Source organism: Martinezella sp. CNPSo 3964, from assembly GCF_057784375.1.
The window spans coordinates 49968-69531 of the sequence record NZ_JBXSOW010000018.1; the positions used below are offsets into that span (position 1 = coordinate 49968).

At 56.7% G+C, this 19564-nt stretch carries 21 protein-coding genes and 1 pseudogene; 8 read left to right on the top strand and 14 right to left on the bottom strand.

Going from position 1 to position 19564, the window contains the following annotated elements:
- The first annotated feature begins 429 nt into the window (after nucleotides 1-429).
- Complete coding sequence (locus tag AC13Q5_RS33135; protein WP_488504649.1) at nucleotides 430-1596, top strand: ImmA/IrrE family metallo-endopeptidase; 1167 nt, start codon at nucleotides 430-432, stop codon at nucleotides 1594-1596.
- Here AC13Q5_RS33135 and AC13Q5_RS33140 read toward each other — a convergent pair.
- The 5 genes from AC13Q5_RS33140 to AC13Q5_RS33160 all read right to left on the bottom strand — a co-directional run bounded on the left by AC13Q5_RS33140 (nucleotide 1586) and on the right by AC13Q5_RS33160 (nucleotide 5797).
- Nucleotides 1586-2395: an alpha-glutamyl/putrescinyl thymine pyrophosphorylase clade 3 protein gene (locus tag AC13Q5_RS33140; protein ID WP_488504650.1), complete on the bottom strand. Its 810-nt coding sequence runs from the start codon at nucleotides 2393-2395 to the stop codon at nucleotides 1586-1588. The two genes, AC13Q5_RS33135 and AC13Q5_RS33140, sit on opposite strands and share 11 nt — an antisense overlap.
- A 127-nt stretch (nucleotides 2396-2522) precedes the next feature.
- Entirely contained in the window at nucleotides 2523-3563 is a 1041-nt protein-coding gene (locus AC13Q5_RS33145; protein ID WP_488504652.1) for a thymidylate synthase, read from the bottom strand.
- A gap of 70 nt (nucleotides 3564-3633) precedes the next feature.
- A complete protein-coding gene (locus tag AC13Q5_RS33150; RefSeq protein ID WP_488504653.1) occupies nucleotides 3634-4419 on the bottom strand; it encodes a hypothetical protein in 786 nt (261 codons plus the stop codon).
- 185 nt (nucleotides 4420-4604) lie between these two features.
- A complete protein-coding gene (locus AC13Q5_RS33155) occupies nucleotides 4605-5480 on the bottom strand; it encodes an ImmA/IrrE family metallo-endopeptidase (protein WP_488504654.1) in 876 nt (291 codons plus the stop codon).
- On the bottom strand, nucleotides 5477-5797 hold the full coding sequence (locus tag AC13Q5_RS33160; RefSeq protein ID WP_488504655.1) for a helix-turn-helix domain-containing protein: 321 nt from the start codon (nucleotides 5795-5797) through the stop codon (nucleotides 5477-5479). Before AC13Q5_RS33160 ends, AC13Q5_RS33155 begins: the two co-directional genes overlap by 4 nt.
- A 149-nt stretch (nucleotides 5798-5946) precedes the next feature.
- Between AC13Q5_RS33160 and AC13Q5_RS33165 the strand changes: the two genes are divergently transcribed.
- The 3 genes from AC13Q5_RS33165 (at nucleotide 5947) to AC13Q5_RS33175 (ending at nucleotide 7671) form a co-directional block, all read left to right on the top strand.
- Nucleotides 5947-6171, top strand: a complete 225-nt coding sequence (locus tag AC13Q5_RS33165) for a DUF2188 domain-containing protein (RefSeq protein WP_003571562.1) — start codon at nucleotides 5947-5949, stop codon at nucleotides 6169-6171.
- A 323-nt stretch (nucleotides 6172-6494) separates the two neighbouring features.
- On the top strand, nucleotides 6495-6986 hold the full coding sequence (locus tag AC13Q5_RS33170) for a toll/interleukin-1 receptor domain-containing protein (protein ID WP_488504656.1): 492 nt from the start codon (nucleotides 6495-6497) through the stop codon (nucleotides 6984-6986).
- Nucleotides 6987-7002: 16 nt separating this feature from the next.
- Nucleotides 7003-7671: a hypothetical protein gene (locus AC13Q5_RS33175; protein WP_488504657.1), complete on the top strand. Its 669-nt coding sequence runs from the start codon at nucleotides 7003-7005 to the stop codon at nucleotides 7669-7671.
- A 700-nt stretch (nucleotides 7672-8371) separates the two neighbouring features.
- Here the strand turns inward: AC13Q5_RS33175 and AC13Q5_RS33180 are convergent.
- The gene (locus AC13Q5_RS33180) at nucleotides 8372-9190 is read right to left on the bottom strand and encodes an alpha/beta fold hydrolase (RefSeq protein WP_488504658.1); all 819 of its coding nucleotides are present in this window, start codon (nucleotides 9188-9190) and stop codon (nucleotides 8372-8374) included.
- Nucleotides 9191-9353: 163 nt separating this feature from the next.
- Here AC13Q5_RS33180 and AC13Q5_RS33185 point away from each other — a divergent pair, with 163 nt between their 5' ends.
- Complete coding sequence (locus tag AC13Q5_RS33185) at nucleotides 9354-10280, top strand: LysR family transcriptional regulator (RefSeq protein WP_488504659.1); 927 nt, start codon at nucleotides 9354-9356, stop codon at nucleotides 10278-10280.
- Between the two features lie 36 nt (nucleotides 10281-10316).
- Here AC13Q5_RS33185 and AC13Q5_RS33190 read toward each other — a convergent pair.
- A pseudogene (locus tag AC13Q5_RS33190) lies at nucleotides 10317-10704 on the bottom strand (IS6 family transposase); the annotation flags it as partial.
- A gap of 131 nt (nucleotides 10705-10835) precedes the next feature.
- Between AC13Q5_RS33190 and AC13Q5_RS33195 the strand changes: the two are divergent.
- Together AC13Q5_RS33195 and AC13Q5_RS33200 are read left to right on the top strand one after the other, a co-directional pair.
- Nucleotides 10836-11102 (top strand): type II toxin-antitoxin system ParD family antitoxin, encoded by a 267-nt coding sequence (locus tag AC13Q5_RS33195; protein WP_488504660.1) that lies wholly within the window; start codon nucleotides 10836-10838, stop codon nucleotides 11100-11102.
- A gap of 3 nt (nucleotides 11103-11105) precedes the next feature.
- Nucleotides 11106-11423, top strand: coding sequence for a type II toxin-antitoxin system RelE/ParE family toxin (locus tag AC13Q5_RS33200; RefSeq protein WP_488504661.1), 318 nt, complete (start codon nucleotides 11106-11108; stop codon nucleotides 11421-11423).
- A 481-nt stretch (nucleotides 11424-11904) separates the two neighbouring features.
- On the opposite strand, the gene AC13Q5_RS33205 is transcribed toward AC13Q5_RS33200, so the two are convergent.
- The 7 genes from AC13Q5_RS33205 to AC13Q5_RS33235 all read right to left on the bottom strand — a co-directional run bounded on the left by AC13Q5_RS33205 (nucleotide 11905) and on the right by AC13Q5_RS33235 (nucleotide 18545).
- Nucleotides 11905-12837, bottom strand: a complete 933-nt coding sequence (locus AC13Q5_RS33205) for a MurR/RpiR family transcriptional regulator (RefSeq protein ID WP_488504662.1) — start codon at nucleotides 12835-12837, stop codon at nucleotides 11905-11907.
- A gap of 10 nt (nucleotides 12838-12847) precedes the next feature.
- On the bottom strand, nucleotides 12848-13894 hold the full coding sequence (locus AC13Q5_RS33210) for a C45 family autoproteolytic acyltransferase/hydrolase (protein ID WP_488504663.1): 1047 nt from the start codon (nucleotides 13892-13894) through the stop codon (nucleotides 12848-12850).
- The gene (gene glnQ / locus AC13Q5_RS33215; protein ID WP_488504664.1) at nucleotides 13884-14612 is read right to left on the bottom strand and encodes a glutamine ABC transporter ATP-binding protein GlnQ; all 729 of its coding nucleotides are present in this window, start codon (nucleotides 14610-14612) and stop codon (nucleotides 13884-13886) included. The genes AC13Q5_RS33210 and glnQ overlap by 11 nt, the downstream gene beginning before the upstream one ends.
- Nucleotides 14609-15265, bottom strand: a complete 657-nt coding sequence (gene glnP, locus AC13Q5_RS33220) for a glutamine ABC transporter permease GlnP (RefSeq protein ID WP_174172747.1) — start codon at nucleotides 15263-15265, stop codon at nucleotides 14609-14611. The genes glnQ and glnP overlap by 4 nt, the downstream gene beginning before the upstream one ends.
- Nucleotides 15266-15324: 59 nt before the next feature.
- Nucleotides 15325-16068, bottom strand: coding sequence for a glutamine ABC transporter substrate-binding protein GlnH (gene glnH, locus AC13Q5_RS33225; protein WP_488504666.1), 744 nt, complete (start codon nucleotides 16066-16068; stop codon nucleotides 15325-15327).
- A gap of 261 nt (nucleotides 16069-16329) precedes the next feature.
- Entirely contained in the window at nucleotides 16330-17658 is a 1329-nt protein-coding gene (locus tag AC13Q5_RS33230; RefSeq protein ID WP_488504667.1) for an aspartate aminotransferase family protein, read from the bottom strand.
- The gene (locus tag AC13Q5_RS33235) at nucleotides 17655-18545 is read right to left on the bottom strand and encodes a MurR/RpiR family transcriptional regulator (protein WP_488504668.1); all 891 of its coding nucleotides are present in this window, start codon (nucleotides 18543-18545) and stop codon (nucleotides 17655-17657) included. Before AC13Q5_RS33235 ends, AC13Q5_RS33230 begins: the two co-directional genes overlap by 4 nt.
- Before the next feature lie 85 nt (nucleotides 18546-18630).
- Here AC13Q5_RS33235 and AC13Q5_RS33240 point away from each other — a divergent pair, with 85 nt between their 5' ends.
- Nucleotides 18631-19410 (top strand): beta-keto acid cleavage family enzyme, encoded by a 780-nt coding sequence (locus tag AC13Q5_RS33240; protein WP_488504669.1) that lies wholly within the window; start codon nucleotides 18631-18633, stop codon nucleotides 19408-19410.
- Nucleotides 19411-19564: the final 154 nt, after the last annotated feature.

The following is a 19564-nucleotide window of genomic DNA, read 5'->3' on the forward strand; positions in this document are numbered from 1 at the left end:
GGGGGTAAGCTTGATATGCGCGCGAATAATTCTGCACGACCTGCTATTGATAATACGATCTCACCGAGTAGTTTAACGTTTCATACAACTGATTCAGTCAAGACTGTTTTCGATGGGTTTTTCATTGATCAGTACCTTGAAGTTCGATCGCTTACGCAGGCATTGATCATTGGAACTGCAATTCTCATCCACTGCTATGAGCGATGTGACGCTGGACAAAGACGAGGCTGTAAGACTATTGGGAGCCAGCCGGACTGCTAGCTATTATGCATTGGTTGCAGACATTAGGGATGTTCTCTTTTTGGGGGAGTTGCCTGATGTTCCGATAGTCTCGCACCAGCAGGAGAATGTACGGTTATCGTATCGCATTGAAGGCGACACGTTTTTGGAAGTTGAACCGATCGGCAAGTCAATCGTTCGTCAGAGTGAATGGCAGAAAGCTTATCGCGTTCGATTGCGAAACATAAGTTCGGCCGGGAAGGTTTTGATATGAGTTTCGAGCCAAACTGGGCTTCTCCTCCGGGTGCCACGATCCAGCGATTGATGGTGACGCGGGAAATTGACGCAGACGATCTCGCTGATGGCCTTGGCCTCGAGCGGCCTGACTTTAGTCTGCTGCTTGAAGGGAACACTCGTATAACGCCGACACTCGCGTCAGCGTTGGCGGATCAGCTCGGCTCCACACCCAGATTCTGGCTTGCACGCGATAAAACCTATCTGTCTGATATGGCGCGCCTATCGGCTGCTACTGACACCGATGCCAAATGGGCCAAGGCTATGCCTATTGCCTCGATGAGAAGGTATGGGTGGATCGATAGAGGTGCAAAGAAGGAAGACCTGCGCGAAGCATTGCTGTCATTCTTCGGCTGCGCGAGCCTTCCCGATTGGAATTCTCGTTATTCCGGTGGTATCGGCGCGGTGGCTTTTCGGCGCTCCTTCGCATTTGAGGTCGATGAGATGGCAACGCTCGTCTGGCTGCGGGCCGGCGAACGGCAGGCCGCTGAGATTGATCTCCCGTCATTCGATCCAAAGGGGTTCGTGAATATACTGCCTCGGCTTCGAAAGCTTTCGGCATTCAAGAAGCCCTCAATCTTTATCCCTCGCTTGATCGAAGCTTGCCGCTCAGTTGGCGTGGCAATCACCACTGCACGTGCACCAGACGGCTGCAGAGCGAGTGGCGCGACGTGGAAGCTGGCCAGCGGCAATCCGATAATTCATCTCAGCTTCCGTCATCGGGCTGAAGATCACTTCTGGTTCACCTTTTTCCACGAAGCCGGGCATGTGGTGATGCACGGGGATTCTCACCTTGATCTGGATGGCAGCGATCCTTCTCTCCATGGTTCTTCCAAGGAGGAAATGGAGGCAAACTTGTTCGCTCAGGATTACTTACTTCCCAGAGAAGTGCGGAACGCGCTGATCGGTAAGCCAAACCCGCGAGCTATCTTAAATGCCGCGAAAATGGTGGGCGTGTCGCCAGGGATAATAGTCGGTCAGCTTGAAAAAGCGAAGGCGTTAGAACCCGGAAAGCTAAGCAGAATGAAGCATCGCTATCGTTGGGATGATAATCCTTACGTTCCAGAGCTAACTAGCCTTTAAAGTAGATGTAGTGATCTGGGCTTTTCTGCCAGTTGCAGAGGCTGTCTTCTAGGACCTGCTTGCCGACGCCAAGGTATGCGTCCATCTGGTCGACACGCTGCTGTAGTGACGACGCCGAAACCTGGGCCGTCGTGTTGTTATGAAAGAGTAGCTTCGCTCCACCTAAAGGACCGGTTGCCCCGACGAGGTAGGTGCTGCCGGCATCAATGGGCGCAAGGTTCAGCTTGGCCAACATCGTCAGAAAGTCGAAGTTGCCCAATCTTCCAAAACCGAAAACGGGCTTGAGCGACCGGTAGAGCTGATCGAACACGTCAGTTGGGTTCTGCCCATGCATTTTATGGATGGCTTGTATTCTCGCGATAAAGCCGTCTTGCGCACATTGCCAAGCGTGAAACGAGCTGAATACCGTGCTGATCGTTTTAGGATTTTTACTCTGGTACTGCCGATGATTAGAGAAGCGGCCAGATGCTACCTTATCCTTCAACGCTGCTCTGTTGGCCACAAGCATGGCATCGAACTGCCCCGCCTGGGCCGAATAGGTTGCGAAGTCCCACGTGGGGCCATGCCCGAAAGAACCCATGACGTTCGAGGCAAGCTTCCAGCCGTCCGTGACATGCTTGCCAAAGTGGGTCGCTACGAATGTGAGCCACACGGCCTCGTCGATCTGCCCCTTACGACCCAAGAGAGCGGCGCCCTTGAGAGGGTCGAACAGCACGTTGCTAGGGTCTAGCCGGCTCGGATCGATATTTTGAGTGTTGAGGAGCCGAATGAATTCTATTCGTCGCAAACTCGATATCATCTGAGCGACCCACGTGCTTCGTCGTGCAGCCGTCGTCAATCCAGGGAGCTGACCGTTCTCGGTTTCGTAGGCGGCTAGTGCTGCGAGAATGTCGGTAGTTCGATCGGCATGATGGCGCAAAGGCAAATCAGTGATTCCTCAATATATCGAAGGCAGTATGCTCAGATCCGGCCCACCGATCAACGTGATCAACAACCAAAACTCGGTAGCACGGATGCAACGTTGAAATCATTCCATCGTAATCAGCGCCCTCTACTTTTCCCTTGATGATAGAATGCAGCTTTGAGATCATAGCCAGGTTCTGCCAGTATTGCGGAAGAGCCCTTGATGGCTTGAAATCGATATTCCCAGTTCGATACTCGCGCTCGCAATGCAAGAACTCATGGATTAATGGCCATGGATCCCCCGCCGGCATTTTCGGCATCGCGATTTCTTCAAAGGTCCCCTCGTCGCAATACTGCTGGGCGAACGTTCTAGATGGCTTGAACTCGTTATCATCGTATAGATGAAGACTGGCCACAGAGTGCTGATAAGTGCCAATTTCGCACTGCAGTTCAACTGCTGCGATCTCCTGAAGCATTGTGAAGGAAAAAATGTCGTGTGGTAGCCCAATCCATGCGTCGTTCGACCGCATGTGCACATGTAAGTGAAGCGCGCCGCCGCGGATCACGAAATGAAGCGTGCAGGTGCATGGGATGTCGTTACTACCTTTCGCAGCGTCGTCGTTGGAAAATACTTGGATGACTGCGTTACGAGAGCCGGGTCGCTCTCGGAGAAGGTCTATTACACGGTCCCATTGGCTTGCCCCGCGGGGCAGAAAGATGCGCTTTCCATACGCTCCATTGGCGGTGATTCCACCGTCGTCAGAAAATTTTGCGTATATCGTGCCAAGATAATGCGAGATGAATGCAATTGTGTCATCGCCGGCGAGATACCAGGCAAGTTCTCCCACCGCGCTGAACAAGATGGACCGGCCCATTGCGCGACTGAGGCGGGCCCTAGGGTCAGTTAGCTGCAGGAGAGCTCCAAAGACCTCAGTGCTATCTCCTTTTTTGGAGGTGACACGGTTGTTCTCGGTATGGCTCCCCAAGAGCTGACTGTATGTCTTTCTCAGCAGCTTATCGATATGATTTTCTGATGCGTAGAACAACGCCAGCTTCCACCCCATTCCCCTCTCTGAAGATAGTAGAGGGCGGAGCTCAATACAACGCTGGGTTCGAAAATTTCGTCGCCCACGTTTACGCGCCCCTCATGAACGCCTCTCGATAGCGGGAGGGTAGCGTCTTGGTTGTCTCGAGTGCGGAATTCAGATGGTGACATTGAAAGATCGCCATCCGTGCTTGGAATCGATAGCGGTCCAGCAGTGCATTTGCGGTCGCTTTAATTTTCTCATCCATGCCTTCGACATATGGATAGATGAACTGCACGCCGAGGCCATTCGGATGGGAAATTTCCGAGAGGAAGTCATAGTTCTTCATCGCGGATAATGTCTGTTCAGGCAGCTCAGGCTCAGCTCCCTTCTTCATAAGGGCTTCGAACAGCGCTGTGAAGACGCGATACTTCTCATTAAGATAACGCGCATACTTTGCATCAACCTCTTCGAAATGACGCAAGGCATCGTTGACGTGAACAGGTTTAATACCTGTTTGCTTGGAGCCTCCCCAGAATGAGGTGAAGCGCTTTTCCAAGTTCTCCAATTTACCGTGTGCTATTAGCCGATCCATTTCGGATATGAAGAAGCTGCCCATGGCAACGGTCTCAATTAAAGCCCTTCCAACGATCGTTGCTGGAACGATGTGACTTGCCGCGATCAATGATTCGATCGAGCGCGTAAGGTCATCGCACCGCTTGGCATAGCCATATGCGAGCTCAAAAATTGAGAAAAGGTGGGTACCCTTAGGGTTGAACTCGAAAGATATCTCGGCTGTCGCCCAAACACTTAGTTCCGATTTTATTCCTGAGAACCGCGCCATAGCGATTGGCAAGGACTCGATCGTTGCAGGCCTTTGGCCTCCTTCCAGCATCGCGAATCTCCGATTACTATCTTTACTATGCGAAACTGAGACTTGGCGATCCAAAGGCTCCGGTCAATGGTTCGATTCCGTTCGCATCAGTAGATCTGTTGTCGTTAGCCGTATGCGTGGCCTCTCAGCACCTGTTACCACGGCAACCGAATTCAGACTAAAACTCCGTCTCGCAGTGGGTAGATTTACCGGCGGAACCGTGGCGTCCAACTTTCTTCCAAGGCTTCGATCTCCTCGGTGTTCTCAATTTCATCGGGAGCAATAAAAAGCAGCGTGAGCTGGTATCCCTCCCGTTGAATCAACGTTTGCTCCAGAACTTTTGGGCAATGAGAACGGCCTTCACCGGTTAGCCAGACACTTCCCTGAATTTCAGCCCATTCTGACGGACCGGATTGTGTGCGGCCAGAGGATCGCCAGGATAGGCTTCGCTCCGGAAGATGATGTTTCGAGCGAACCGACAGAGGTGGAAAATCCTTGGTCGCCTTGGTATATCGAATAATTCCGTCTTTCGAGAATACGAATGCACAGCAATCATCAGTCAGCTCGACATACCTGGCAACAGTCGCCTCGACGCTTGTCCCGTATTGTCTAGCAAGCGTTTTGACGTGCTCTACGTCGGCATCGCCCAGCTTGCGCATATCGGAAACGAACCATGTCCTCGGCATAAGTATGCCGGCCGCGAACCGGTTGGCTTCTGTTTCCTGTTTCTGAACAAGCGTTTCGATCCGCCGCTCGCTCATGTCCTTTTTTGTGCAGCGTTGATCCCCCTTATGCCACGGGATCAAGAAATGCCCGATCTCGTGGGCGATGGTAAAGCGTCGACGCCCCCCTTTCGTCCCGGCCTTGTAGAGGATGACGCCCTTCAGTTTGTCTGGATCGGTGGTGAGGCCGCCCTCGAATTCCTCTGTTTCCATCTCCAAAATGTCGATAATGTTGATGGAGCGGGCCAGATCTTCGATCGGGACCGGCGCTGTCCAGTGCGGGTGATGGCGTAGAATGCAAGCGATGATGGACTCAGGGGAGGCACAGTCCGCGAGATCCATCATCAGCTCGTCGTTCATTTCGCGTCCTTATCCTTCAGGCGGTCGGCGACAACGCGCAGCGTTTCCCAATCCTTATCAGAAAGTTTGCCGCCGAACTCGCGAAAAAATTGTAGTGAGGATTGGTCGAGCTCTTCCTGTTCGTCCTCAGCAAGGTACTGGACGGTAACGTTGAAATGTGCGGCGAGCTTCTTAAGAAGCTCAAGGCCCGGATTGGTGCTGGTTCCCTTCTCCAGTTCCCAAATATGAGCCTTCGAAACTGACACCGCGTCGCCAACCTGTTGGAGCGACTCTCCGCGCTTCAACCGAAGCTCCTTGAGCTTCGAAGCTAATGACATTTTCGATCTCCATACATGCTCTTCGGACGCAGCCAGTATTTGGAAAACGCCGTTCTGTCAAATGAACGATACGTTCACAGTTGACAACGCCCTGATCGTTCACCATATCTTACGGCATGTCCATATTGGGACGGAAAGGAGGTGAGAAGATGTCAGGAAAGAACCAACACGTTGTGCCTCATGCTAATGGTTGGGCAGTGCAGGGTGCCGGGAACAGCCGCGCCACTGCGGTTCACTCTACCCAAGCTGAAGCAACGGCTCATGCTCGTTCGATCGCGCAGAACCAACAGTCTGAACTGTTGATCCACGGCCGAAACGGTCAGATTCGTGAACGAGACAGTTATGGCAATGATCCCTACCCACCAAAGGGCTAATCCACCAAGACCGCGTTCATTTCAGAACGCGGTCTTTTTTGTGAGGGGATTCGCAAATTGGCGGATCGAGGAAGGAGAAGAAAGATATGGCTAGATGCACCGCTCCAGTAAAGGGCCATCGATCAGCCGCTGCGGCCGCCGACTGTCCTGCTTGTGGAAGCCGCTATGGTCGCTATAGCAGTTACAGGGGATATGGCGGCGGGTACAGCTCGGGCTCGACTCCTTCATATTTCCAGTCAGGAAGCAGCAGCGGCCGAAGCAGCAGTAGTGGCGGGTCGGGCCGCCGCACTGCAAAGCCGCGTTGGTCCGGAGCCGGTTCCATTGTGTGGTACACGCCCGAACAAGTGCAATCACTCACGCCTGTTCGCGAAAATGTCGAGAATCTAGCAGCGTCGCAGCCTGACCTTCGAGACGTTTTTCTTTGTCATGCGTGGGATGACAGGCAGGGATCCGCCAAGGAACTGCATGACCTGCTCGAAGCGCGGGGTGTACGTGTGTGGTTCAGCGAGAAGGATCTTGGCCTCGGAGTACCGATGATGCGGGCGATCGATAAGGGCCTGGTGAATTCCCGGGTTGGTATCGTTCTGGTGACCCCGGCTATGCTACGCCGTCTGCCGGCAGAAGGCATTGCTGACAAAGAACTGTCAGCGCTTCTAAGGCGTGAGCGGCTCGTCCCGGTTGTTCACGGAACAACCTATGAAGAGCTTGAGCAGGTCAGCCTGCTGCTGGCCTCCCGAGCTGGGTTGAGTACTGCCGAAGAGTCGATGGCGGAAGTCGCCGCTAAGATCGCCGAACTAGTTGTCACTCAGTCTTGATTTTCTGGAGGTCGAGATGTCGATGCGCCGCGTACACCTTCGCAAACTCCTCAAAATTATGTTCCTGGAGGAAGGTCCTCGCCGATCGGCACTCCGGGCCGACATTCGAGAGGATCGCGCAAGAGCAGCGGATGACGATGGCGAGGGCGGCGGGGATTTCTACGGGCCCTTCTGGAGTGACGCGAAGCGGCATGTTTTCGGTATGCACGATCTGCACGCCGCCACTGATGGGCGGATCGCTGGAAATGGCCGCCGGCAAAATCTCTATCCGCAGCTACGGGACGGCTTCCTACTTTGGTGGGACGAGAGGCGCCGCTGGACGAACGCGCCCTTTGCGCCCGGACGACAGCTCGGGACGCAGTTTCCGTTTCCGGGGCTGGATGCCGTCGTGAAGGTCGGCAACATTTTGTCCGCCCGCGATGGTCGTGGCGTTGAGCATTACGTCTACCCCTATTTCTCAGAGAGCCCTGTTCTGGATGAGCAGGCTGCGCAGCTCGGGCTTTGGCTGTTGGGACAAGCACTCCTAACTGTACCTCACGAGGAGATCCGGATTCTGGACGTCATTCGCGGCGAAACCTTCTCGATTGATCGCTACCCACTTGCGGGAAGCGAAGAGCAGGACTTCCGCGACCGATACGAGGCCCTCCTTGAAGAATGGGAGGCGCTTCGAGCAGAATACGACTGAGGGTCTTGACAGCAGATGTGAGGAAACTGTTCGTGGAGCAACGATGCACATGAGATTGTAAGATTGTCGTAAAAGTGCTCGCAAAAACAGACTTTCGGATCTGACGTATGCGCCAGCTCTTCAGTAGTAATTTCAATGATCAAGAGTGTTGTCGCAAACCTAGGAGATCCAGCGGGTAACGACTGTTTTCTGCCATAAACTGGCTATCACTCACGGGCTAAGATATTGAATTATCTGTGAAAATTACGTCTTAGATATGGTCTGGTAAATGGGCCGAAGGTTCGGATCCCTTCACATCATTACGGATCCGATTTTATTGACGGGGGTCGTGGTCTTCAAATGTGCCATCGCCGCCAAGTGCGGGACGATTTTTTGCGCCCGCATGTCAGCCGTTCAGATACTGTGGTCAGTGTCCCAAAGTAGCTGAGCGCCATAAAACTCGAACCCGACGGCAACGCCAGCCTGAGGTTACCTAAAGGTAGGAAGCCGAGATATTTCGCCCTGTCGAGAAATCGGCCATTGCGTCGAAAAATTGAAGCGCGACAGATTGTATCTTTTACTATACACCAAGCAAATTGCGACTATCGAAAGCGCAGTTCGGGAACGCTCCATGTACCGGCACCAACATCAGTCATCCGACAGTGCCGGGTGACTGATCCTCCGTTCGACGTTGATGCCGGTCGCGGTCCGGTCGATGTCATCAAGATTTGATGAACGAGAGCAGATCAGGGTTGAGGACATCCGCATGCGTGGTCAGCATGCCATGCGGGTAGCCGGGGTAGGTTTTCAGCGACCCGTTCTTGAGCAGATCGACCGCACGCGGCACGGAACTTGCGAACGGGACAACCTGATCGGCCTCACCATGCATCACCAGCACCGGCACGGTGATCTTCTTGAGGTCTTCAGTATAATCCTCGAGCCAGGAGTCGACAGTTGCGTGGTGTGCCAGGGCGCCGCCGGCCATGCCCTGACGCCACCAGTTCGCAATCACTGCCTCCGAAGGTTTGGCCCCATCCAGATTGTAGCCATAGAACGGATTCTCAGGGACGAAACGGAAGAACTCTGCCCGGTTGCCCAGCACGCCTGCACGGATCGCTTCGAACCATTCCGGCGGCTGACCGGCGGGATTGTCCTCGCTCCTATACATGTTCGGCGTCAGCGAAGCGACCAGCACCGCCTTCGCGACGCGTTCCTGATGGCGCGCGACGTAGCGAGCCACTTCGCCGCCACCTGTCGAGTGGCCGATGTGGATCGCGTTACGCAGGTTGAGGTGCTCGGTCAGGGCGGCGAGGTCGGCAACCCAGTGGTCCATGTCGTTGCCGGTGCCGGGCTGGTCGGACCGGCCATGGCCGCGCCGGTCGTGGGCTATCACCCGATAGCCGTGGCCAAGGAAGAAAGTCATCTGGGCGTCCCAGTCGTCCGCCGACAGCGGCCAACCGTGGCTGAAAACGATCGGCTGGCCCGAGCCCCAGTCCTTGTAGAAGATGTTTACGCCGTCTGCGGTGATGATCGTAGGCATCGAGTCGCTCCTTCTCCGATTGGACACAGTTGATTGGGAAATACCTCCGTTGAGGCGCGTTTGAGCATATCCCAAAATTGCGACGCCAACTAAATCCCCCCTTATATCAAAGACAAATACCTTGTACGTTCGAGCTATGCCTTAAAGGTATAGCGAGGAGCTGATGGAACTGAGGCATTTGCGCTATTTTGTTGCTGTTGCGGAGGAGGGCGGCTTATTGACCGCGGCAGAGCGACGGCTACATACTTCTCAACCCTCCCTCAGTAGACAAATTCGCGATCTGGAAACCGAAATCGGTGTGAAACTGCTGGAGCGGCAGTCGCGTGGCGTGACGCTCACGGCCGCCGGTAAGGTGTTTCTCGATCATGCCAGGCTGGCACTTCTGCAAGTCGAGGCTGCGATCGAAGGCGCCCGGCGGACGGCGGAGCCGAAAAGGCCCGCACTCGCTATGGGGTTTCTGGTTGGGCTGGAGGTCACATGGCTGCCTCACCTATTGCGCATGATCCGTGAGGAAGCGCCTGAGACCGAAGTCACGCTGTGTAGCCTATCCTCCCCGGAGCTTGCTCTTGCGTTAATGCGCGGGAGGTTGGACCTAGCCTTCCTTCGCCCCGAGAAACAGAGTTTAGGTTTATCCTTCAAATTGCTGGCGAAAGAGCCTCTGCTCGCCGTGCTGCCGGCGAGCCATCGCTTGGCGTCACGCAAAAAGATTCGGCCGGAAGATCTTGCGCGCGAAATTTATGTCAGTTCGGCGAGAACGTCCCCGGTATTGCAAGCTGTGATTCAGGATTATGCAGCGAGTGCGGGGATCGTGCTTAAGGCAAAATACGAGGGCGAGAACATATCGTCGGCAATGTCGCTCGTTGCGTCTACGGGCGGAGTTACTCTTGTTCCATTTTATGCGCAAAATATGCTGGCCCCAAACGTTGTTGCCAGAGCGCTAGACGGTGTGCCTCCGACAGTCGATCTCACTCTGGGATACAGCGAAGCAAATCCCTCTCCCTTGCTCCGCCGGCTTTTATCGCGTGCGGATGAATTGGTCGAAAATGTACAAAATCAGAGCATCATCCGATATGCTGAAGCTCCGTCGTAAGACCGTTCTGCAAAGACCTCCCCAGCAATCGCTGGTAGCCTTGGTGTCGCGGTAGGCCCGGACGATCTCGGCAAGAACATAGCCGTCTTGATCAACGACGCGCCAAAGCCAATGTTTCTGGCCGCCGATGGCAATCGCGACCTCGTCCAGATGCCAGATATCTTTCCGCGGCGGCTTCTTTCGGCGCAACTGTTTCGCATAAGCCGCCCCGAATTTGCGGCCCCATCGCCGGATCATTTCGTAGGACGCGACAATGCCGCGCTCGAGCAGCATCTCCTCGACCAACCGCAGGCTCAATGGAAACCGGACAGCCACACCGCACGGGGGATGATCTGCGGAGAAAGCGGGGTTCTTGTAACTGATCGCAAGCCTGCTCATCGCGCTCAATTAAGCAGCAACCGCTAACCCACCAACAACGTGACAACGCCGTGCGGGCAATGGCGGCTAGGCACAGACAGCCCAGTTCGAGCGCCAGCGTGGGCTCTTGTTATCAATAGATAACAATAGTTGATATTTTTGTACCGCTAGGCCATATTTAGAGCGGAGGTAATTGCCATGGCAAGTTTCGCACTCAATGAACACTACGAGCGCTTCATCAAAAAGCAGCTTGAATCCGGCCGCTATAATAACGCAAGTGAAGTTGTTCGCGCAGGCCTGAGATTGCTCGAGGACCAGGAAGACGCCCGCGAACGCTGGCTGGCTCAGGAAATCCCGAGCCGTTATGCGGATCTGAAGCGCGACCCATCTGCTGGCGTGAGCCTGGATGAGGCTTTTGACCAGTTGGAAGCTGAGCATCGGGCTCAACTGGCGAAAGCCAAGTAGGGCATGAAATATAAAATCATCCTGCATAAGCAGGCCCAGGCTGAGCTGCGCGACTTGTACCGGGATCTCGCCAGCGTTGAGAGGGCTGGACCTACGGTGGCGTGGAGCTATGTCAACGGCATCCGGCAGTTTATCGAGGAGCTTGCGACGTTTCCCAAACGCGGCACGATGAGAGACAACCTCATCCCCGGTCTTCGGATCATTGGGTATCGTAGGAGCGTGAGTATCGCCTTTGTTGTCGAGGAGACCGAGGTGCTGGTGTTGGGGATCTTCTATGCTGGACGGGACATCACGACCGAGGTCCTCCAGGAACGCCTATAGGCGATTTGTCCCGCTGCTGGAGCGATAGGAAAGTGCGAGGTGAGGGGCAAAGGACTTTCCTCACCTTGGTACCGGGTGGTCGAGCGGGCAGAGCTGCAAGAATTCTTAGCAGCACCGGCCGTGAGCATGTTTACGATCTCACGATTGGAAAGAAAAGCAACGGTGACGCAGGTCGTCTGACGAAATATCCCGCACGCTTCGACCTCCGATTTGAGGGCGTTAAACAGCGGCGGCGACAGACGTTCTCAAACGACTAAGCAGGTTTATGGGGTGTTTGAAACGCCGGGTCGTAAGTTCGGCCTCGTTCAAGAGCTTCTATCTTTAAGCGCTGTCGATTCCGCGAATTGACGTGGCTGAAAGACCCATCTGTTAAAGCGTTCGGCCTGATGGATTGACTGAACAATGCAGGTCGTTGGCGCAGGCAATCATTGACTTTGCGCCTTTTCGACAAGATCAACGCTTAAAATGTTTGCATAGAGTATCAGTCGCGATCGATCTCGATATGAAGATCACGGATCAGCGCTTCACGTTTGGCAAGCGCATCGATAGCGCCATCGGCCAATGCTCTGGCGACCAGATTGAGCAGGCCCTCACAGAAGACGATATAGGCGCCCATGCTGTTGCTGAAGAAGCTGCTTGCGTGCGGCACCAGAAAGGCATGCCGGGCAGGCGGGACGAGGGGAGACGATCGAGTATCGGTTACGGCGATGACGTCAAGCCCTCTGCGAGCGCCGAGGGCGGCGACTTCGGCGACATTGCGCGTATAAGGCGCGCAACTCGCAACGACAAGGACATCGTCCGGCTCGAGCTGGGCAAGCCCTTCCGCTTCACCAAGGCGCGGCGCATCGAGCAGGGCAACGTCGCTTCTTAACATCGCCAGTCCGTAGGTGAGAAAGCTTGCAAAGGCATGAAACTGGCGCACGCCGTGAACGCGCACTCGTTTCGCGTGAGCGAGCCTACCCGCCGCTGCATGCAGTTCAGGACCGTCGAGCTGCGCGAGAAAGCCATCGATATTGGCCTTCGATTCAGCCGCCAATTTCTCGAAAACGTGGATTTCCTCGTCTGCTTCTTCCTTTACGGATATCAGTCGACCGGCCTGCCGGCTGTAGAAATAGCGTCCGTCGTCGGAAATCGCTTCCCGGAAAATATCCTGGAAATCCCCGAAGCCGCCGTAGCCCAGCCGCTTGGCGAGCCTGGTCAAGGTGGATGGGTTGATGCCGAGCCCGTCGGCCAGCTCCGAAATCGTACGGACCGCCGTCTGTTCGGGCGTATCGACAAGCCGGGAGAGAACTCCGAGCGCCTTGCCTCCCAGAGAGAGATCGGTATTGCCGCGTCTGATGTCGACCGTCAGCGCCCGAAGCTCCTCAAGTGTTTGCGGACGCGGGGAGCTTTTCGATGCGCTTATCGTGGTCATTCATCTTGCCTCATGCGGGACTGAGCGCATCGCTCTTAAAGCGGAAACGCGGAGGAGTCTCGCTTCCATCATAGATCGTGCAGTCGACCTTGTCCGTACTGATCTTGAAGCAGGCGGTTGCCAGCGTGTTTTCGTTGTCCGGATCGTCGGGCTGCTGGCGATAGATCGGCAGGGCGCTTTGCGTCGTGTCGTGAAGAATAGCCAGGGGATCGACGCTGCGGCCGGCTTGCGCGATCATTGCATCCGCCCGCTCCTGGCGCGAGCTCGAAGAACCCGTAATGATCTGCTGCTCGGTGCGGATAGCGTCATGGATCAGATGATTTGCGTGGCTGGAAGGGCTGCGCACGGCCTGAACCGAAAGATGTTTGTGGGTGAACTCCAAGCTGAGGATATCGTCCTCCCCGGAGTGGGCGAGCGTCAGATGAAAAGCGCCGGCGCGAGGTGCGGTCTTTACCCTTTCGACGGCCTCGTCCAGAGAGCCGCAATCGAGAAGCGCACGGGTCACGACCATGCGCGGCAGGCCTTCGCCGGTTTCGCGGGAGCGGATATTGTTGACCGTTATGACCAGGCCGGCATCGTTAACGGCAAAGGTGTGGCCTGGAAGGGATGCAGGATAGACGAATGCCGTAAAGGCTCGGCCCTTGGACGGGCGTACGGTCGCGAGTGCGCAGCCGCGCCGCAGGCCGGGGTCGCCGTCCTCGTTGTGCGCGACCACGGGTTCAGCGCCGGGGATTTGCACGGTTGTGCAGCCATCCGGGCTCATGGCCCAGATATCACCGCGGCAGTTCCAGGCGAAAACATCCTCCAGCGGCAATTCCAGACCTGCCGCCACGCCACGCAATTCCTCGAAATAACGGGGAAAAAGCGTCTCCGTCAGCCTTCTCGCAGCCTGCACACGATCATGGTTCTTGGAATCGGTCACATGCGCCCAGGCATGGGTATGGATCAGATGCGCATGGGCGGCGTTCGTGCCGTGGCGGCCGAGCTGGAGGCCGATTTCGAACGGCTCGCCGGCGATCTCGATGCTGGAAAGCCGGTGGGATCTATCAATGGACATGCTGAAGGAACTCACGAAGACGAGGATTTTCGGGGTTGTCGAGTAGGGCGGTCGGATTGCCGTCGACCGTAATCTTGCCGCCCTCCATGAAGATCAGCCGCGTTCCGACCTGTCGGGCAAATGCGATCTCGTGGGTGACGACGATCATCGTCATGCCCTCTTCGGCCAGCGACTGCATGACCTTCAGTACTTCCTGCCGAAGTTCGGGATCGAGTGCCGAGGTCGGCTCGTCGAAGAGCATCAGCTTCGGCTTGACCGCAAGCGCGCGGGCGATCGCCACGCGCTGTTGCTGGCCGCCCGACAATTCGGAGGGGTAGTGATGGCCCCTCTCCGCCAGCCCCACTTTCGCGAGCAGTGTTTTGGCGTGCGCGGTTGCTTCGGCTTTGCCCAGGCCGCGGACGCGGCGAGGGCCGAAGGCGACGTTTTCCAGGGCCGTCATCTGCGGGAAAAGATTGAACTGCTGGAACACCATGCCCGCTTCCTGGCGGATGAGGCGCACGCGCGAACGTCCCTCGCGAACGCTGATATTGTCGACAACGAGATCGCCGCCATCGATTTCCTCCAGCGCATTGATGCAGCGCAGAAGGGTGGACTTGCCAGAGCCGGACGGGCCGATCAGCACCACGACCTGGCCGGCTTCGATGTTGAGATTGACATCCTTGAGGACTGTAATCGGGCCGAAGGTCTTGGTGACGTTTCTGAATTCCACGATGCTCATAGGATGCGCATCCTCTTTTCGGTGAAGCGGAGGGCAAAGGTCAGGATGCCGGTCATGATGAGGTAGAGGATGGCGACCGCCGTCCAGATCTCGACGGCACGGAAATTGGCGGCCATGATCTCCTGTCCTTGCCGCGTCAATTCGCCGACACCGATGACGATGAAGAGCGAGGTGTCCTTCAGGCTGACGATGAATTGATTGCCGAGCGGTGGGATCATGCGGCGAAAGGCGATCGGCCCGACGACATAAGCCAGCACCTTCCACATCGGCAGGCCGAGTGCGAGCCCGGCTTCCTGGAGGCCCTTGCTGACGGAAAGCAGCGTGCCGCGAACGATTTCCGCTATATAGGCGCCTGCATTGACGACGATGGCGGTGATCGCTGCCGTCATGGGGTTGACGCGGATGTCAGCCAGCATCGGCAAGGCGAAATAAATAAACATCACCTGCACGACGATAGGCGTGCCGCGAATGATCTCCACATAGATGAAGGCGATGGCATTGAGCAGCCAGTTGCCATAGGCGCGCATGAAACCCGCGACGGCGCCGACGGCGATGCCGCCGACGAGACCCGCTAGTGCGATGAGAACGGTCAAGCGAGCACCGCCGAGAAGAGCGGGCAGTGCATCGATGACCACCGACCAGTCGAATTGCATTGGAATACTCCCGTGGACTGCGCGTCGGCGGAACCGACGCGCATAAGACTACCGGGCGATCAGAGCTTCGGCTCAGCGCCGAACCACTTCTTGTAGATGGCCGTATAGGTGCCGTCCTTCTTGAGCTTGGCGAGGGAGGCGTTCACCTTGGCGACGAGGTCACTGCCTTTCGGAAAGGCGATACCGTATTGCTGCGCCATCATCTGCTCGCCGACAGCCTTCACCTTTCCGCCGCCGGCTGTCTTGATGTAGTAGAGCACATTCGGCGTATCATGCATGGCGGCGTCGACGCGGCCGGTCTGCAGTTCCATGTAGGCGTTGTCGACATTCGGGAACTGACGCAGTTCGGTGTCCTTGAAATTGGCCTTGGCGTAGTCCGCAGCCGATGTGCCGGTCTTGATCGCCAGGGTCTTGCCCTTCAGGTCTGCCGGGCCTGTGATCTTGCTGTCGGTCGGGACCATCAGCAGAAAGCCGCTGTCGTAGTAGCCGTCGGAAAAGTCGATGACCTTCTTGCGTTCGTCCTTGATAGTGATGCCGGCAAGACCGACATCGACTTGCATGGTCTGCAATGCCGGAATGATGCCATTGAAGTCCATCGGCTGAAGTGTGTAGCTGACGCCGATATCCTTGGCGACCGCCGCCCATAGGTCAATATCGAAGCCGACATACTCGTCGCCTTGCTTGAATTCGAAGGGCACGAAGGCGGTATCGGTGGCGACGATCAGATCCTTGGCCAGAACCGGACTGAAGGAGAGGGCTGTGGCGAAAGCGCCGATCAGCAAATGGCGAATACGCTGTTTCATGGAAGTTCCCTTTATCGTTGATGCGTCTGAATTTTGCTTTGTGACGCTAAATGCAAATATAGAATGCTTTTCGAAGTTTGTCGCATTGAAAATTTGCAAAGATAAGGATTTTGCATTGAAACTAATGCATGCCATGGGCGATAATCGATCTTCACGCCGGCTGGTCCTACGTGTCCAGGGAGACGCCGAGCATGGAAAAGCCCGCGCTGCGGGACAGCGCGGGCCTTCTCCAGAGGTCATCATCGGTCTTTTGGGTAGCCCTCAAATGGAGGCGATTGCGGCCTCGATGGCATCTCCTAGTCTTTCGACGATCGCCTCGACGTCGTCTTTCCCGACGATGAAAGGCGGGGCCAGCAGAACGTGGTCGCCGTTCTGTCCATCGATGGTGCCGCCCATCGGGTAGACCATCAGACCGCGCGTCATGGCTTCCTTCTTGATCCGCGCATTGAGTTTCAGCCCGGCGTCGAACGGCTTCTTCGTCGCCCTGTCTTTCACGAGTTCTATGCCCCGGAACAACCCACGGCCGCGAATGTCGCCGACATGGTGGTGGTTGCCCAGTCGCTCGACAAGGCATGTTTCCAGATGGTTCCCCATGTCCCTGACATTGCCGAGCAGGCCATCTCGCTTCAGGATGGTTTGCACCGCAAGCCCTGCGGCGGCGGCCATCGGGTGGCCCATATAGGTATGGCCGTGTTGAAAGAAGCCCGATCCGAGCGCGAAGGCATCGAAGATGCGGTTTGACAGCAATACCGCGCCGACTGGCTGATAGCCGCCTCCCAGACCTTTTGCGACGGTCATGAGATCCGGCGAGACGCCATCCAGTTCGCAGGCATGCAGCGTGCCGGTGCGACCCATGCCGCACATCACCTCGTCGAGGATCAGCAGCACGCCATATTTGTCGCAGATGGCGCGGATGCGTTTCAGGTAGTCGGCGACCGGTGGAACGGCGCCGGCCGTTGCGCCTACCACCGTTTCAGCGACGAAGGCGATGACCTGATCGGCGCCGAGTTCGATGATCTTTGCTTCCAGCTCGCCAGCGGCGCGCGCGGCATAAGCCTCGTCGCTTTCCTCGGGCATTTGCAGGCGATAGGCATAGCAGGGATCGATATGATGCGTTTCGATCAGCAGCGGCTTGAACTGTGCCCGCCGCCACTCGTTGCCGCCGGTTGCGAGCGCCCCCAGCGTATTGCCGTGATAGCTCTGCCGGCGCGCGATGATGTGGCGACGCTGCGGCTCACCCTTCTCGACGAAATATTGCCGCGCCATCTTCAGCGCCGCTTCCACCGCCTCCGATCCGCCGCTGACGAGATAGACGTGATCGAGACCTTCCGGCGCATCGGCGACGAGCCTGTCCGCCAGTTCTTCGGCCACGTCGGTCGTGAAGAAGCCGGTATGGGCATAGGCGATGCGATCGAGCTGCGCATGAAGCGCCGCAAGCACGTCGGGATGGGCGTGACCCAAACAGGAAACGGCTGCACCTCCGGAGGCGTCGATATAGGCCTTGCCGGTGGCATCGAACAAATGAATGCCTTCGCCGCGCACAGCAACCGGCAGGCTGGCATGAATGGATCGATGAAGCAGGTGGGTCACGATGTTTTCCTGATGTTGCGGGAGGTGAGGTGTGTGCCGAGGGCGGCCAGGCGTTCGTCGAATTCGCCAAGTGCCGAAAGCGTTTCGTCGCCGCCGTGACCGGCAACGAGCGCGCCGACAATTTCGGCGGCCGCGAAAGCCGGGACCATACTGTGGAAGAAGGAGGGACTGTCGGTCTGAACGATGAGGGCCATGTCGGCGGACTGCGCCAGCGGCGCGACCGGGCTGTCGGTGATGGCGACAAGGCAAACGCCGCGTTCGCGGGCGTAGTCGGCGATCTCGATGGTGGCGCGCGTATAGGGAAGGACGCTCACCGCCACCAGCACATCCTGAGGTCCGGCGCGTCCGATCGCATCGGCGCCGGTTCCGCCAATCCCGTCCAGCAGCGTCGAGCGCTTTCCGATAAGCGAGAGTATGTAGTGCAGATGCCAGGCCACGGCGTGGCTGGAGCGCAGGCCGAGGCAATAGACTTCGCGCGCCGCCGAAATGCGGGTGCTGACGTCGGCGAAGCGGGCAAGCGCATCCGGTGCGGCCAGCGAGGCAGCCTGTCTGCCGAAGGTCATCAGCATCTCGCTGGCAAGGAACTGGTCGCCCCTCAGTTTCTGATGCTGCGCCTGCTCGCTGACGCGACCCGCAAAGTTTGGCGCGTCGCCACGAACCGCCGTGCGATAAAGCGACCGGATGTCGTCGTAGCCGTCAAAGCCGAGATGCTTGGCGAGCCGCGTCATTGTCGCCGGTTGCAACCCTGCCTGACGCGCCTGCTCGCGCATCGAAAGCAGCGCGATATCGCGTGGATGGTCGAGAATATAGCGGGCGGCCACTTGCAATTGCGGGGACATGCCTTCGAAGGCTGCAAGGATCATCTCTTCAAGAGGATTTTTTTCCATACTCGCACTGTATCCCTCTCCAAGTCTTATTGCAACATATGTATCATTATGATTATTATGAAACATATGGATCTATGGAGCTAGTATGGAAGAGACGACGATCACTGTGGCCCCGAATGGAGGGCGCCGCACGAAACAGGATCATCCTGCCATTCCCTTGACGCCTGCAGAACTGGCGCGCACTGCCCGCGAATGTCTGGAAGCAGGTGCGTCGATGATCCATGTGCATGTTCGCAATCCGGATGGCACGCATCTGCTGGACGCCGATGCCTACAAGGCTGCGATCGCCGCGATACGCGCCGAGGTCGCGGACAAAATGGTCATCCAGATTACCAGTGAGGCATTGGGGATTTATTCGCCGGTAGAACAGATTGCGGTCGTGAAGGCCGTGCGCCCACAGGCTGCGTCGCTTGCATTGCGCGAACTTGTTCCGGACGCATCCCACGAAGTTGCCTTTGCGGATCTGCTCGCCTGGATGCGACGGGAAGAAGTGCTGCCGCAGATCATACTCTACGAACCTGAGGAGGCCGTCCGTCTGGCCGAATATCGTCAGCGCGGCCTGTTGGCGTTCGATGATGTGCCTGTGCTCTATGTTCTGGGGCGCTACGCCGTTGGACAGACTTCGGCACCAGCAGATCTCTTGCCCTTTCTTGCGCCGGAGATGCCACGGTTTTCCCGCTGGACCGTTTGCGCATTCGGCCGCCGCGAAGCAGCATGCGTGACCGCCGGAGCGCTTCTCGGAGGACACGTCCGTGTCGGTTTTGAGAACAATCTTTACAGGGCTGACGGTAGTTTGGCGTCGTCAAATGCGGATCTGGTGCGTGACGTCAGGGCCGCGCTGCAGCATCTCGGTCTCCGGCGCTAGCAATATCAGGCGGCTACATCCCGCGCGTCTGAAGCGCGACCCCTTTGCGCACCGAATTTTCACGTTCATGCGCCGCAGAAATGTGAACTGTCGGCCATTGCAAAGAACCGTGGCAACGAACACCATTGGCGCGAAGTGATCGGAACCGGAGACA

What these genes read in the sequence shown, in the direction of transcription:
- AC13Q5_RS33135 (WP_488504649.1), top strand. Translation starts at nt 430, where the DNA reads ATGGCAGAAAGCTTATCGCGTTCGATTGCGAAACATAAGTTCGGCCGG.
- AC13Q5_RS33140 (WP_488504650.1), bottom strand. Translation starts at nt 2,395, where the DNA reads ATGATATCGAGTTTGCGACGAATAGAATTCATTCGGCTCCTCAACACT.
- AC13Q5_RS33145 (WP_488504652.1), bottom strand. Translation starts at nt 3,563, where the DNA reads ATGGGGTGGAAGCTGGCGTTGTTCTACGCATCAGAAAATCATATCGAT.
- AC13Q5_RS33150 (WP_488504653.1), bottom strand. Translation starts at nt 4,419, where the DNA reads ATGCTGGAAGGAGGCCAAAGGCCTGCAACGATCGAGTCCTTGCCAATC.
- AC13Q5_RS33155 (WP_488504654.1), bottom strand. Translation starts at nt 5,480, where the DNA reads ATGAACGACGAGCTGATGATGGATCTCGCGGACTGTGCCTCCCCTGAG.
- AC13Q5_RS33160 (WP_488504655.1), bottom strand. Translation starts at nt 5,797, where the DNA reads ATGTCATTAGCTTCGAAGCTCAAGGAGCTTCGGTTGAAGCGCGGAGAG.
- AC13Q5_RS33165 (WP_003571562.1), top strand. Translation starts at nt 5,947, where the DNA reads ATGTCAGGAAAGAACCAACACGTTGTGCCTCATGCTAATGGTTGGGCA.
- AC13Q5_RS33175 (WP_488504657.1), top strand. Translation starts at nt 7,003, where the DNA reads ATGTCGATGCGCCGCGTACACCTTCGCAAACTCCTCAAAATTATGTTC.
- AC13Q5_RS33180 (WP_488504658.1), bottom strand. Translation starts at nt 9,190, where the DNA reads ATGCCTACGATCATCACCGCAGACGGCGTAAACATCTTCTACAAGGAC.
- AC13Q5_RS33185 (WP_488504659.1), top strand. Translation starts at nt 9,354, where the DNA reads ATGGAACTGAGGCATTTGCGCTATTTTGTTGCTGTTGCGGAGGAGGGC.
- AC13Q5_RS33195 (WP_488504660.1), top strand. Translation starts at nt 10,836, where the DNA reads ATGGCAAGTTTCGCACTCAATGAACACTACGAGCGCTTCATCAAAAAG.
- AC13Q5_RS33200 (WP_488504661.1), top strand. Translation starts at nt 11,106, where the DNA reads ATGAAATATAAAATCATCCTGCATAAGCAGGCCCAGGCTGAGCTGCGC.
- AC13Q5_RS33205 (WP_488504662.1), bottom strand. Translation starts at nt 12,837, where the DNA reads ATGACCACGATAAGCGCATCGAAAAGCTCCCCGCGTCCGCAAACACTT.
- AC13Q5_RS33210 (WP_488504663.1), bottom strand. Translation starts at nt 13,894, where the DNA reads ATGTCCATTGATAGATCCCACCGGCTTTCCAGCATCGAGATCGCCGGC.
- glnQ (WP_488504664.1), bottom strand. Translation starts at nt 14,612, where the DNA reads ATGAGCATCGTGGAATTCAGAAACGTCACCAAGACCTTCGGCCCGATT.
- glnP (WP_174172747.1), bottom strand. Translation starts at nt 15,265, where the DNA reads ATGCAATTCGACTGGTCGGTGGTCATCGATGCACTGCCCGCTCTTCTC.
- glnH (WP_488504666.1), bottom strand. Translation starts at nt 16,068, where the DNA reads ATGAAACAGCGTATTCGCCATTTGCTGATCGGCGCTTTCGCCACAGCC.
- AC13Q5_RS33235 (WP_488504668.1), bottom strand. Translation starts at nt 18,545, where the DNA reads ATGGAAAAAAATCCTCTTGAAGAGATGATCCTTGCAGCCTTCGAAGGC.
- AC13Q5_RS33240 (WP_488504669.1), top strand. Translation starts at nt 18,631, where the DNA reads ATGGAAGAGACGACGATCACTGTGGCCCCGAATGGAGGGCGCCGCACG.